Genomic DNA, 13232 nt, shown 5'->3' on the forward strand with positions numbered 1-13232 from the left:
AACTGATGGCACCCCAGCGCACCCGCCCCGCCCAGCCGCTGGCCCCGCACGGGTTGCCGGGCCACCTCGTCGGCTTCGTCGAAGCGCTACGCACGCAAGGTATCTCGGTGGGTCCGTCGGAGACCGTCGATGCCGGCAAGGTGCTGGCGACGCTGGGCCTGAGCGACCGCGAGGTGCTGCGGGAAGGGTTGGCGTGCGCCGTACTGCGCCGGCCGGATCACCGCGAAACCTACGACGCGATGTTCGACCTGTGGTGGCCGGCGGCGCTCGGTGACCGCACGGTGCTGTTCGACGAGGACGGCGTGCCAGAGGCCGATCAACCACCGCAGCTGCCGCCCGAGGACGTCGAGGCCATGCGGAAGATGCTGCTGGATCTGCTCTCCGACAACCCCGACCTGGCCGACATGGATCAGCGGCTGGCCGCCATGATCGCCCAGATCGTCGAGCAGTACGGGAAGTACAACTCCAGCCGGGGCCCGTCGTACTCGAGCTACCAGGCGCTCAAGTCCATGGCGCTCGACGAACTGGAGGGCAAACTGCTCGCCGGCCTGCTCGCCCCGTACGGTGACAGCCCGTCGCCGACGCAGGAAGAGATCGCCAAATCGCTTGCCGCGCAGCGCATCGCCCAGATCCGCAAGATGGTGGAGTCCGAGACCAAGCGGCGCACCGCCGAGCAGCTCGGCCGCGATCACGTGCAGATGTACGGCATCCCGCAGCTGGCCGAGAACGTCGAATTCCTGCGCGCCTCCGGCGACCAGCTCAAGCAGATGCGCAAGACGGTGGCGCCGCTGGCCCGCACGCTGGCCACCCGGTTGGCGGCCAAGCGGCGTCGGCACCGCGCCGGGCAGATCGACCTGCGCAAGACGCTGCGCAAGTCGATGTCCACCGGCGGGGTGCCCATCGACGTCGTACTGGCCAAGCCGCGGCCCGCGCGCCCCGAACTCGTGGTGCTGTGCGACGTCTCCGGCTCGGTCGCGGGGTTCAGCCACTTCACCCTGCTGCTGGTCGACGCGCTGCGCCAGCAGTTCTCCCGGGTGCGCGTGTTCGCCTTCATTGACACCACCGACGAGGTCACCCACCTGTTCGGCCCGGACGCCGACCTGGCGGTGGCCGTGCAGCGGATCACCCGCGAGGCGGAGGTCTACACCCGCGACGGGCACAGCGACTACGGGCACGCGTTCGTGTCGTTTCTCGACAAGTTCCCCAACGTGCTGTCGCCGCGCAGTTCGCTGCTGATCCTCGGCGACGGCCGCAACAACTACCGCAACCCGGAACTCGAGCTGCTGGCGCACATGGTCAGCGCGTCGCGGCACGCGCACTGGCTCAACCCGGAGCCCCGGCACCTGTGGGGCAGCGGCGACTCGGTGGTGCCGCGCTACGAGGACATCATCACCATGCACGAGTGCCGCTCGGCCAAGCAGCTGGCCTCGGTGATCGACAACCTGCTGCCGGTCTGAGGCCGCCGGCGCCGCTTCGAGGCAGAACCTGCAGAAACGCTCCAGTAAGCTGGCCTATCGTGCAACCGGCCAGTGACCGGCCCAGGAGACGGCTGGGCGTGATGGGTGGGACATTCGACCCCATCCACAACGGTCACCTGGTCGCGGCCAGCGAGGTGGCGGACCTGTTCGGCCTCGACGAGGTGGTGTTCGTGCCGACCGGCCAGCCCTGGCAGAAGCAGGGCCGTTCGGTGACTCCGGCCGAGGACCGCTACCTGATGACCGTGATCGCCACCGCGTCCAACCCGCGGTTCTCGGTCAGCCGCGCCGACATCGACCGCGGCGGGCCCACGTACACCAAGGACACCCTGCGCGACCTGAAGGCCGCCAACGCCGACACCGAGCTGTACTTCATCACCGGCGCCGACGCGCTGGCCTCGATCCTGAGCTGGCAGAACTGGGAGGAGATGTTCTCCATGGCCCGGTTCATCGGGGTGAGCCGGCCGGGCTTCGAACTGGACAGCCGGCACATCACCGAAGCCATGTCGGAGCTGCCCGCCGAGGCGCTGACCCTGGTCGAGATCCCGGCGCTGGCGATCTCGTCCACCGACTGCCGTAACCGCGCCGCGCAATCGCGGCCCATCTGGTATCTGGTGCCCGACGGCGTGGTGCAGTACGTCGCCAAGCGTGCGCTGTACCGCGAGCACCCGACCGCCGTCCCGACCCACGAGGTGAACCCATGACCGCGACCGACGAAGCCCTCGAGATGGCTGCCGTGGCCGCCCGCGCGGCCGCCGACAAACTCGCCGAGGACGTGGTGGTGATCGACGTCTCGGGACAGTTGGTGATCACCGACTGCTTCGTCATCGCCACCGGCGCCAACGACCGGCAGGTCAACGCCATCGTCGACGAGGTCGAAGAACGGCTGCGCCTGGCCGGCCACAAGCCCGCCCGCCGCGAGGGCACCCGGGAAGGCCGCTGGGTGTTGCTCGACTACGTCGACGTGGTGGTGCACATCCAGCACCGCGACGAGCGTGAGTTCTATGCGCTGGACCGGCTGTGGCGGGACTGCCCGGTGGTGCCGGTGGATCTGGGGGAGGGCCCCGTCGATACCCCGAACGAGGATGACCAGTGAGAATCCGCCGACTGGTGATGCTGCGGCACGGCCAGACCGAGTACAACGCGGGCAGCCGGATGCAGGGTCAGCTCGACACCGACCTGTCGGAGCTGGGCCGCGCGCAGGCCGTCGCGGCCGCCGAGGTGCTGGCCAAGCGTCAGCCGTTGGTGATCGTGTCCTCGGACCTGCGCCGCGCCTACGACACCGCCGTGACCCTCGGGGAGCAGGCGGGCGTTCCGGTCGAGGTCGACAAGCGGCTGCGGGAAACGCACCTGGGGGACTGGCAGGGGCTGACCCACACCGAGGTCGACGCCATCGCCCCGGGCGCCCGGGTGGCCTGGCGCGAGGACGCCCGGTGGGCCCCGCACGGCGGCGAGAGCCGGGTGGACGTCGCCGATCGCAGTGTGCCGCTGGTGGCCGAACTGGTGGGCAGCCAACAGGATTGGGGTGCCGACGAATCCGATCGCCCCGTGGTGCTGGTGGCCCACGGCGGTCTGATTGCCGCGCTGACGGCCGCGCTGCTCGGTATCCCGGTGGACAATTGGCCGATTCTGGGCGGCATGGGCAACGCCAGCTGGGTGCAGCTGGCCGGGCATTCGGCCCCGGAGGCGTCCTTCGAGGCGATCAAGTGGCGGCTGGATGTCTGGAACGCCTCGGCGCAGGTGGCCAACGATGTCCTCTGATCCCGGTGCCCGCAAGACCCTGCTGGTTTTCGCCGACTCGCTGGCCTACTACGGCCCGACCGGCGGCCTGCCCGCCGACGATCCTCGGATCTGGCCCAACATTGTTGCGCGGCAACTGGACTGGGACCTCGAACTGATCGGGCGGATCGGCTGGACCTGCCGTGACGTGTGGTGGGCGGCGACCCAGGACCCGCGCTCGTGGGCGGCGCTGCCGCGGGCCGGCGCGGTGATCTTCGCGACGTGCGGCATGGATTCGCTGCCCTCGCCGCTGCCCACCGCGCTGCGGGAGTCGATCCGCTATGTGCGGCCGGCGCGGCTGCGTCGTTGGGTTCGCGACGGCTACGGCTGGCTGCAGCCCCGGTTGTCGCCGGTGGCGCGCCCCGCGCTGCCCCCGCACCTGACCGCCGAGTACCTCGAGATGACGCGCGGCGCAATCGACTTCAACCGCCCCGGGATTCCCATGGTCGCCTCGCTGCCCAGCGTGCACATCGCCGACGCCTACGGCAAATCGCACCGCGGACGCGACGGCACCGTCGCGGCCATCACGGCCTGGGCCGCCGAGCACGACCTGCCGCTGGTGGATCTCAAGGAAGCGGTCGCCGAAGAGATGTACAGCGGCCGCGGAAACCCCGACGGCATCCACTGGAACTTCGCGGCGCATGAGGCCGTCGCCGAGTTGATGCTCAAGGCGCTCGCCGTCGCGCTCGAGAAACCGGGCGGCTGACCGGTGCCGGTCATCGTGGTCACCGACTCCGCCGCCCGGCTACCCGCGGAAGTGGTCGCCGCGCACGACATCCGAGTGGTCCCGCTGCACATCCTGCTCGACGGGGTGGACCTGCGCGACGGTGTCGACGAGGTACCGCCGGACATCCACGAGCGGCAGGCCAGCACGGCCGGTGCCAGCCCGGAGGAACTGCGCACCGCCTACCGGCAGGCCCTGGCCGACAGTGCGGGCGCCGGCGTGGTGGCGGTGCACCTGTCCGCCGCGCTGTCTGGCACGTTCGGGGCGGCTCAGCAGGCGGCGGCCGAACTGGGCCCCGAGGTGACGGTGGTCGATTCCCGCTCGACGGCGATGGGTACCGGTTTCGTCGCGATCGCCGCGGCCCGCGCGGCCGCTGCCGGTGCCGATCGGGAAACCGTGGCAGCCCAGGCGATTTCGGCGATCGGGCGTGGCCACGGCTACATCGTGGTGCACCGGCTGGACAACCTGCGCCGCAGCGGGCGCATCGGCGGCGCGGCCGCCTGGTTGGGCACCGCGCTGTCGCTGAAGCCGCTGCTGCGCATCGACGACGGCAAACTGGTGCTGGCGCAACGGGTGCGCACGCCGAGCAAGGCGGTGGCGACCATGATCGACCGGGTCTGCGAGGTGGTCGGCTCGCGGTCGGCCGCGCTGGCGGTGCACCACGTCGCCAATCCGGGCGGCGCGGGCGAGGTCGCCGCGGCCCTGGCCGAACGGCTCCCGTCGTGTCCGCCGGCCTCGGTCAGCGAACTCGGCCCGGTATTGGCGCTGCACGTGGGCGCCGGGGCGGTCGCCGTCGTCGCCGACGTCCCGACGGCCGACTGACGCCGGAGGTTATCCACAGCCGCGCCTCGGTCCCCAGGTCGGGCCCGCCGTGCCGATCGGCGGCGCGCAGCGTCGCGGCGGATCCCTAGCGTTCGCGACATGGCTAGCGACTCACCCGCCGATCGACTGCGCCGCCTCGACGATGTCGACCGCGAGCCGACCCCCGAACCGGGCGTCGACGACCCCGACGACGGCGATCCCCGCGATCTGCTGCCGCGCTGGCTGCCGGATGCCGAGGTCTCGCGGGACGGCACGCTGCGCGGCTGGCTGACCGCGGCGCGGGCCGACCCCGGCCGCGCCGGCGGGTTCGCGCTGGTCGGCGTGGCGGCCCTGGCGGTGCTGGTGACGATATTCACGCTGATCCGCGACGACCCGGCCCCGGTGGTGTCCGCCAACCTGCCGCCGGTGGAAATGGCGGCGTCGACCGGCGCCGAGCCCAGTGCCAGCGCCGCACCGTCGTCGGAGCGGCCGGTGGTGGTCAGCGTCGTCGGCCTCGTACAACAACCCGGGCTCGTCACGATGACCCCCGGGGCCCGGGTCGCCGATGCCCTGACCGCTGCGGGCGGACCGCTGACCGGCGCCGACACCGTCGGGCTGAACATGGCACGCCACCTCAACGACGGAGAGCAGGTGGTGGTGGGCCTGTCGGCGGCCCCGGGCGCACCCCCGGCGTTGGGCAGTTCGATCAGCGGCGGCGGCCCACCGGGTGCGGCGCCGCCGGGCGGGTCCGCGGCGCCGGGTGCCGTCGAGGAGCCGGGCGGGCCCCTGGACCTCAACACCGCGACGGCCGCTCAGCTCGAGGCGCTGCCGGGCATCGGGCCGGTGACCGCGGCCGCGATCGTGGCGTGGCGGGACCGCAACGGCGCCTTCGCCAGCGTCGATCAGCTCGGTGAGGTCGACGGCATCGGGCCCGCGCGACTGCAGCGGCTGCGCGACCAGGTTCGGGTGTGAATGACCGTCCCGATCTGCGCCTGGTTCCGGCGGCAACGGTGGCCTGGACGATCACCGCCGCGGGCACCTACTGGAATGTCGGCGCGGCCTCGGCGGTGCTGTGCCTGGTGATCGCGGCGGTGGCCGCGGGGCTGCGCGGTCGTGTCGCACCCGAGCGCGAGACGGCCCGCGTGGCCGGTGCGGTCGTGGTCACCGCCGCGCTGGTGGGGGTGGGCTTCGGGGTGGCAATCGGACTGCGCGCCAGCAGTCTTCGCAGCCACCCCGCCGTCGACCGGTACGGGACCGCGGCCACCGTCACGGTGGTGGCCGCGGAGTCACCGCTGACGATCGGTAGCGGCCGGGTGCTGATCCGGGCGAATCTGCGCCAGCTCGACGACATCGGAACCCGGGGCCGGGTGGTGGTTTTCGCTCCCGCGCAGCACTACCAGACGGTCAGCGCCGGACAGCCGCTGCGGTTTCGCGCCCGGGTGAGCAAGCCGACCCGGCGGGACCTGACGGTCGCGGCGCTCAACGCCACCGGGGAACCCACGCTCGGGCAGCCCTCGGCGATCCACCGCGCCGCGGCCATCGTCCGGTCGCGGCTGGCCGAGCGGGCCCGCGAGGTCCTGCCCGCCGAGCAGGCCGCGATGCTGCCCGCGCTGGTACTCGGGGACACCAGTGCGGTGCCGCCGACCGCCACCCGGCAGTTCCGGATCGCCGGGCTCACCCATCTCACGGCCGTTTCGGGCGCCAACGTCACCATCGTGTGCGGCGCGGTCCTGCTGGCCGCCGGTTTTCTGGGCCCGCGGATCGCGGTCGCGCTCGCCGGCCTCGCCCTGGTGGCCTTCGTGGTGGTGGTGCAGCCGACCGCCAGCGTGCTGCGGGCCGCAGTGATGGGGGCCATCGCGCTGCTCGCCCTGGTGACCGCCCGGCGTCGGCAGGCCATCCCGGCGCTGGCCGGTACGGTGCTGGTGTTGCTGGTCGTGGCCCCGCAGCTGGCAGTCGACGTCGGATTCGCCCTGTCGGTGGCGGCCACGGCCGCGCTCATCGTGCTGGCACCGCGCTGGTCGCTGCGGCTGGTCGGGCGCGGCTGGCCCAAACCGGTCGCCGACGCCGTGGCCATCGCGGTGGCCGCGCAACTGGTCACCGCGCCGCTGGTGGCCGGGATCTCCGGGATGCTGAGCCTGGTCGCGGTGCTGGCCAACCTGCTGGTGACGGTGGTGATCGCGCCCATCACGCTGCTCGGCACCGCGGCCGCCGCAGTGGGCATGGTCTGGCCGGCCGCCGCACGGCTGCTGATCCGGTTCACCGGACCGGAGTTGTGGTGGCTGCTGCAGGTGGCGCGCTGGACTTCGGCGGTGCCGCACGCCGCGGTACCGGTGCCCTCGGGCGCCGTCGGGGTGCTGGTGTTGGCGGCGGCGACGGTCGCGGTGGTCCTCGGTTGGGGACGGCGCCGGGCCCGGATCGCGCTCGGAACGGTGGGCCTCGTGGCGTTCGGCTGGGGGCTTTCGGCGCTGCTGTGAGCGGCGGTCCGGGGCCGTCGCCGACGTGTGGCACCATCGTCGCGTGAGTGCACAGGTTCCCGGCCTTCATCTCGTCCTCGGCGATGAAGAACTGCTCGTCGACCGCGCCATCGCCACGATCGCTCGGGAGGCCCGCGCACGGTCCGGCACGCAGGGCGGCGGGACCCTCGAGATCGGCGACGTCCCGATCAACCGGCTGCGCGCCGGCGACGTCAGCACCAGCGAACTCGCGGAACTGCTGAGCCCGTCGCTGTTCGCCGACGAGCGCATCGTCGTCCTGGAGGCCGCCGGCGAGGCCGGCAAGGACGCCGTCGAGTTGATCGCGGCGGCGGCGGCCGATCTGCCGTCGGGCACCGAGCTGGTGGTGGTGCATTCCGGCGGTGGCCGGGCCAAGGCGCTGGCCACCCGGCTGCGCGACCTGGGTGCGCGGGTGCATCCCTGCGCCAAGATCACCAAGGCCGGCGAACGGGCCGACTTCGTGCGCGCCGAGTTCCGGGCGCTGAAGGTCAAGGTCGGCGACGAGACGGTGACCGCGCTGCTGGACGCGGTGGGGTCCGACATCCGGGAGTTGGCGTCGGCGTGCTCCCAACTGGTCGCCGACACCGACGGCCAGGTGGACCCCGCGGCGGTGCGCCGCTACCACAGCGGCAAGGCCGAGGTGAAGGGGTTCGATATCGCCGACAAGGCGATCGTCGGCGACGTCGAGGGCGCGGCCGAGGCGCTGCGCTGGGCGATGCTGGCCGGTGAGCCGCGGGTGGTCCTGGCCGACGCGCTGGCCGAGGCCGTGCACACCGTCGCGCGGGTGGCGCCGCTGTCGGGAGATCCCTACCGCCTGGCCGGGGAGCTGGGGATGCCGCCGTGGCGCATCCAGAAGGCGCAGAAGCAGGCGCGGCGTTGGTCCCGGGACCGGGTTGCCAGCGCGCTGCAGCTGGTCGCGGCGCTGAACGCCGACGTCAAGGGAGCGGCCGCCGACGCGGATTACGCGCTCGAGGCGGCGGTGCGGAAGGTGGCCGAACTGGCCCGGAACAACTGAGCGTCCGAACGAGCAACGCCGGGACGCAACGCACGGAGCAGCTGAACTCGATGAGCTCAGCGCGCGTCGTACGAGATCAGAGCTTGTTGAACGCCAGGGTCAGCGCCGACTTCTTGTTGGCGGCCTGGTTCTTGTGGATGACACCCTTGCTGGCGGCCTTGTCCAGGTGCCGGTTGGTCGACACCAGCAGCTCGGCGGCCTTCTCCTTGTCGCCGGCCTCGACGGCCTCGCGGAACCCGCGGACAGCCGTGCGAAGCGACGACTTCACCGACTGGTTGCGCAGACGGGCGCGCTCGTTGGTGCGGTTGCGCTTTTCCTGCGACTTGATGTTGGCCACGCGTCAGTTCCTTCTGATTCTCAAGCTGGGTGTGTTCGGGAGAAGTCTCCTGGTGCCCGCCACCGGGCAGCGATTGACCAGGCTACCAGTTCAGCCGGGCAACCCCCAAAGCGTGACCGCCGTGCAACCTCGATTGTTCAGCTGGCCTGCCGAAACAACACACGTGGTGCAGCATGGGAACGATGAGCGTTCGCACTGTGCCCGGCCCGAGCAAACGGAGGACGTCGAGTTCACGGGCCGCCAAGAAATCCGCACCGATTTTCGACGGCTACCACGAACGCGGTTCCTACGCCGATGCGTTTGACGAGATGTTCGACGCCCACGGCGCTGTCCGGGGGCCCTACAAGGGCATCTACAAGGAACTGGCCCCGTCGGACGCCTCGGAGTTGGCGGCGCGCTCCGAGGCCCTGGGCCGCGCCTTCACCGACCAGGGCATCACCTTCTCGCTCTACGGCGAGGAGCGCCCGTTCCCGCTGGACCTGGTGCCCCGGGTGATCTCGGCGGGCGAGTGGACGCGGCTGGAGCGCGGCATCAAGCAGCGGGTCACGGCGCTGGAGATGTATCTCGACGACATCTACGGCGATCAGGAGATCCTGCGCGACGGGGTCATCCCGCGGCGGCTGGTGACCTCCTGTGACCACTTCCATCGCGAGGCCGCGGGCATCGTGCCGCCCAACGGGGTGCGGATCCACGTCGCCGGCATCGACCTGATCCGCGACGAGCAGGGCACCTTCCGGGTGCTCGAGGACAACCTGCGCTCGCCGTCGGGGGTGTCCTACGTCATGGAGAACCGCCGCACCATGGCGCGCGTCTTCCCCAACCTGTTCGCCACCAACCGGGTGCGGGCGGTCGGCGACTACGCCTCCTACCTGCTGCGGGCGTTGCGTAAGGCCGCGCCCACCAACGTGGCCGACCCCACCGTCGTGGTGTTGACGCCGGGTGTCTACAACTCCGCGTACTTCGAGCATTCGCTGCTCGCCCGGCAGATGGGCGTGGAGTTGGTCGAGGGCCGTGATCTGTTCTGCCGGGACAACACCGTCTACATGCGGACCACGGAGGGGGAGCGCCGGGTCGACGTCATCTACCGACGCATCGACGACGAGTTCCTCGACCCCATGCACTTTCGGCCGGATTCGGTGCTGGGCGTGGCCGGCATCGTCAACGCCGCCCGCGCCGGCAATGTGGTGATCTCCTCGGCGGTGGGCAACGGGGTGGGCGACGACAAGCTCGTCTACACCTACGTCCCCACCATCATCGACTACTACCTGGGGGAGAAGCCGCTGCTGGCCAACGTCGACACCTTCCGCTGTTGGCTCGACGACGAGCGCGAGGAGGTGCTCGACCGGATCGCGGAATTGGTCATCAAACCGGTGGAGGGCTCGGGCGGGTACGGCATCGTGTTCGGGCCCGAGGCGTCGGAGAAGGAACTCGCGACCATCCGCCGTAAGGTCGAATCCGACCCGCGCGGCTGGATCGCCCAGCCCGTCGTGCAGCTCTCCACGGTGCCCACCCAGATCGATCACAGCCTGGCGCCGCGCCACGTCGACCTGCGGCCGTTCGCGGTCAACGACGGCGACGAGGTCTGGGTGCTGCCGGGCGGGCTGACGCGGGTCGCGCTGCCGGAGGGATCGCTGGTGGTCAACTCCAGCCAGGGCGGGGGTTCCAAGGACACCTGGGTGCTGGCGTCGCGGAGCTCCTCGGCCGACCGCGAACTGGCGGCCGCCGAGGTCGTGCGGACCCTGCCCGGGGAGGCCACGCCGCCGGCCGGGGACCGGGCGCCGAAATCCACCGACCGGCCGTCGAAGAACGGCAAGGCCGGCGAACAACATCAGCAGCAACAGCAGGCGGGCGTGGTCGGGGGCGATCGCCAGCAACAGCAACAGCAACAACAACAGCAACAGCAACAGCAACAACAACAGCAACAACAACAGCAGGCGGTGAGCCACTGATGTTGGCCCGCAACGCCGAATCGCTGTACTGGATCGGCCGCTATGTGGAGCGGGCCGACGACACCGCGCGCATCCTCGACGTGGTGATCCACCAGCTGCTCGAAGACTCCAGCGTCGACCCCGACCACACGTCCCGGGTGCTGCTGCGGGTGCTGGGCATCGACCCGCCCGACAAGCCGCTGGATGTGTGGTCGCTGACCGATCTGGTCGCGTTCTCCCGTGGCGCCGGCGGTGGCTCCTCGATTGTCGACGCGATCACCGCGGCCAGGGAAAATGCCCGCGGCGCAAGGGAAGTCACGTCCGCGGAAATGTGGGAGTGCCTCAACACCACCTACAACGCGCTTCCCGAGCGGGAACGCGCTGCCCGTCGGCTCGGTCCGCACGAGTTCCTCGCCTACGTCGAGAGTCGCGCGGCGATGTTCGACGGTTTGGCGGACTCGACACTGTCCCGCGACGACGGATACCGGTTCATGGTGCTCGGCAGGGCCATCGAGCGCGTCGACATGACGGTGCGCATGCTGCAGTCGCGCGTCGGCGAATCCGCGTCCTCGCCGGCCTGGGTGACCGTGCTGCGCTCGGCCGGCGCCCACGACGCCTATCTGCGTACCTACCGCGGCGTGCTGGACGCCCGGCGGGTGGTCGAATTCCTGTTGTTGGATCGGCTGTTCCCGCGGTCGGTGTTCTATTCGCTGCGGATGGCCGAGCAGAGCATCGAGGGCCTGCGACACCGCAAACACAATCGGGTCGGCGCCACCGACGAGGCGCAACGGCTGTTGGGGCGGGCGCGCAGCGAGCTGGAGTTCCTGCGGCCCGGCGTGCTGCTGGATTCGCTGGAGACCGGGCTCGACGACCTGCAACGGACGTGTTTCGAGGTCGGTGAGGCGTTGGCGTTGCAGTACTTCCACTCCGCGCCGTGGGTGGCCTGGACCGATGCCGGTCACGACGCGTTGGTGATCGAAGAAGGGGAGATCTAGCGATGTGGCGGCTGCGCGTGGTGCACGCGACGGGATATGCCTACAAGTCGGCGGTCACCGCATCGTTCAACGAAGCCCGGCTGACACCGCGATCGGATCAGCGGCAGAACGTCATCCTCAACCGGGTCGAGACGGTGCCGGCCACCCGGTCCTACCGCTACGTCGACTACTGGGGCACCGCCGTGACGGCGTTCGATCTGCATGCGCCGCACACCGAACTCGAGGTCACCGCGTCCTCGGTGGTCGAAACGGACAAGCCCGAGGACCCGGAACTGTCGGTCAGTTGGGACGACCTGGCTTCCGAGGCCGTGGCGGATCGCTTCGACGAGATGTTGAGTCCCAGCCACTACACCCCGGCCAGCAAGCGCATCGAACGCGTCGGTCGTCGCATCGCCAAGGACAACGATCCGCAACAGGCGGTCATCGAGGCGGCGCGCTGGGTGCAGGGCGAACTGACCTACGTCGCGGGCACCACCGGTGTTCATTCCTCGGGGCTGGACGCGCTGCGGGAAGGCAAGGGCGTGTGCCAGGACTTCGCGCACCTGACGCTGATTCTGTTGCGGGGGATGGGGATTCCGTCGCGCTACGTCTCGGGGTATCTGCACCCGCACGGCGACGCCGCCGTCGGCGATACCGTCGAGGGACAGAGCCACGCCTGGATCCAGGCCTGGACCGGGGAGTGGTGGTATTACGACCCGACCAACGACACCGGCATCAACGAGCAGTACATCAGCGTCGGTGTGGGCCGGGACTACTCGGACGTGACGCCGTTGAAGGGCATCTACTCGGGGGAGGGCTCCACCGACCTCGACGTCATGGTCGAGATCACCCGGTTGGCCTGACCTCAGCCGATCCGGACCCGGTGCAGGTCGTCCCCGAGCTCGACGCGGCCGTCGAACTCCTCGGCGGCCAGCTGCCGCCACTGGTCCTCCTCGCCGGGGGTGATCGCCGGGACGTAGTGCGTGAGGATCAGGGTGCCCACGCCGGCACGGGTGGCGGTGGCCGCCGCCTGCTGCACCGACGAGTGGTAATCGCAGATGTCCTTGAACCGCTGCAGGGGCATCCGCTGGACCAGATCGTCGCGAATCACCGTGTGCACCAGGGCATCCGCGCCGGAGCTCAGGCGGTCCAGGCTGGCGCACGGCACCGTGTCGCCGGCCAACACCACCGCGGTGCCCTCGCATTCCACCCGGAATCCCAGCGTGGGTTCCACCGGTCGGTGATCGGTGGGGGCGGCGGTGATGCGCACCGCGCCGCGCTCCCACACCGGCCCGTCGGTGAACTCCTGCACCTCCAGTGGCGGCGGTTCGTTCAGGTCGTCGTGGTGGGCGATCCGATAGCCGATGTCGAATCCGAAGGCCTGCAGCGTCGCCCGCACCACGTCGGCGGTGCCGGGCGGGCCGATGATCGGCAGCGGCGCCGGGCGCGCGTCGAAGGTGGTGACCCAGCGGGTGATGATCACGTCGCCCAGGTCCGTGATGTGATCGCTGTGCAGGTGGGTGAGCAGCAGGGCGTCCAGCGCGTTGGCGCCCACGCCGAGGGCCGCGGCCCGTTGCAGGACGCCGCGCCCGCAATCGACCAGCAGCGTCTGCCCGCCGGTACGGACCAGAGTGGCCGGGCCGGCGCGGTTCGGATCGGGGATGGGACTGCCGGTGCCCAGCAGGGTGACTTCGATCGCCATCTCTC

The 13232-nt window shown here is 70.8% G+C and carries 14 protein-coding genes; 12 read left to right on the forward strand and 2 right to left on the reverse strand.

Features of this window, described 5'->3' with window-relative positions:
• Nucleotides 1-5: 5 nt before the first annotated feature.
• From R2K23_RS08165 to holA, 9 genes are all read left to right on the forward strand, one after another.
• On the forward strand, nucleotides 6-1457 hold the full coding sequence (locus R2K23_RS08165) for a vWA domain-containing protein (RefSeq protein ID WP_316515898.1): 1452 nt from the start codon (nucleotides 6-8) through the stop codon (nucleotides 1455-1457).
• A 92-nt stretch (nucleotides 1458-1549) separates the two neighbouring features.
• The gene (nadD, locus tag R2K23_RS08170) at nucleotides 1550-2179 is read left to right on the forward strand and encodes a nicotinate-nucleotide adenylyltransferase (protein ID WP_316517136.1); all 630 of its coding nucleotides are present in this window, start codon (nucleotides 1550-1552) and stop codon (nucleotides 2177-2179) included.
• On the forward strand, nucleotides 2176-2571 hold the full coding sequence (rsfS, locus tag R2K23_RS08175) for a ribosome silencing factor (RefSeq protein WP_316515899.1): 396 nt from the start codon (nucleotides 2176-2178) through the stop codon (nucleotides 2569-2571). The genes nadD and rsfS overlap by 4 nt, the downstream gene beginning before the upstream one ends.
• Complete coding sequence (gene gpgP, locus R2K23_RS08180; protein WP_316515901.1) at nucleotides 2568-3236, forward strand: glucosyl-3-phosphoglycerate phosphatase; 669 nt, start codon at nucleotides 2568-2570, stop codon at nucleotides 3234-3236. Before rsfS ends, gpgP begins: the two co-directional genes overlap by 4 nt.
• Nucleotides 3226-3960 carry a diglucosylglycerate octanoyltransferase gene (gene octT, locus R2K23_RS08185; protein ID WP_316515902.1) on the forward strand — a complete coding sequence of 245 codons (735 nt, stop codon included), beginning with the start codon at nucleotides 3226-3228 and terminating at the stop codon, nucleotides 3958-3960. The genes gpgP and octT overlap by 11 nt, the downstream gene beginning before the upstream one ends.
• 3 nt (nucleotides 3961-3963) lie before the next feature.
• Entirely contained in the window at nucleotides 3964-4800 is an 837-nt protein-coding gene (locus R2K23_RS08190) for a DegV family protein (RefSeq protein ID WP_316515905.1), read from the forward strand.
• 99 nt (nucleotides 4801-4899) lie between these two features.
• Entirely contained in the window at nucleotides 4900-5751 is an 852-nt protein-coding gene (locus R2K23_RS08195; RefSeq protein WP_316515907.1) for a ComEA family DNA-binding protein, read from the forward strand.
• 14 nt (nucleotides 5752-5765) lie between these two features.
• Entirely contained in the window at nucleotides 5766-7253 is a 1488-nt protein-coding gene (locus tag R2K23_RS08200; RefSeq protein WP_316517138.1) for a ComEC/Rec2 family competence protein, read from the forward strand.
• 43 nt (nucleotides 7254-7296) lie between these two features.
• Nucleotides 7297-8286 (forward strand): DNA polymerase III subunit delta, encoded by a 990-nt coding sequence (holA, locus tag R2K23_RS08205; protein WP_316515909.1) that lies wholly within the window; start codon nucleotides 7297-7299, stop codon nucleotides 8284-8286.
• A 76-nt stretch (nucleotides 8287-8362) separates the two neighbouring features.
• Here the strand turns inward: holA and rpsT are convergent, their stop codons facing one another.
• On the reverse strand, nucleotides 8363-8623 hold the full coding sequence (gene rpsT, locus R2K23_RS08210) for a 30S ribosomal protein S20 (protein ID WP_316515911.1): 261 nt from the start codon (nucleotides 8621-8623) through the stop codon (nucleotides 8363-8365).
• Nucleotides 8624-8931: 308 nt separating this feature from the next.
• Here rpsT and R2K23_RS08215 point away from each other — a divergent pair, with 308 nt between their 5' ends.
• Genes R2K23_RS08215 through R2K23_RS08225 form a run of 3 tightly spaced genes read left to right on the forward strand, consistent with a single transcriptional unit; the run spans nucleotide 8932 to nucleotide 12388 of the window.
• The gene (locus R2K23_RS08215) at nucleotides 8932-10572 is read left to right on the forward strand and encodes a circularly permuted type 2 ATP-grasp protein (protein WP_316517139.1); all 1641 of its coding nucleotides are present in this window, start codon (nucleotides 8932-8934) and stop codon (nucleotides 10570-10572) included.
• The gene (locus tag R2K23_RS08220; protein WP_316515913.1) at nucleotides 10572-11546 is read left to right on the forward strand and encodes an alpha-E domain-containing protein; all 975 of its coding nucleotides are present in this window, start codon (nucleotides 10572-10574) and stop codon (nucleotides 11544-11546) included. Before R2K23_RS08215 ends, R2K23_RS08220 begins: the two co-directional genes overlap by 1 nt.
• A gap of 2 nt (nucleotides 11547-11548) precedes the next feature.
• Nucleotides 11549-12388 carry a transglutaminase family protein gene (locus R2K23_RS08225; protein ID WP_316515915.1) on the forward strand — a complete coding sequence of 280 codons (840 nt, stop codon included), beginning with the start codon at nucleotides 11549-11551 and terminating at the stop codon, nucleotides 12386-12388.
• 2 nt (nucleotides 12389-12390) lie between these two features.
• Here R2K23_RS08225 and R2K23_RS08230 read toward each other — a convergent pair whose 3' ends face one another.
• Nucleotides 12391-13227, reverse strand: coding sequence for a ribonuclease Z (locus tag R2K23_RS08230; RefSeq protein WP_316515916.1), 837 nt, complete (start codon nucleotides 13225-13227; stop codon nucleotides 12391-12393).
• Nucleotides 13228-13232: the final 5 nt, after the last annotated feature.

The sequence above is a fragment of the Mycolicibacterium sp. MU0050 genome (genome assembly GCF_963378085.1).
In the GTDB taxonomy this organism is placed as follows: domain Bacteria; phylum Actinomycetota; class Actinomycetes; order Mycobacteriales; family Mycobacteriaceae; genus Mycobacterium; species Mycobacterium wendilense.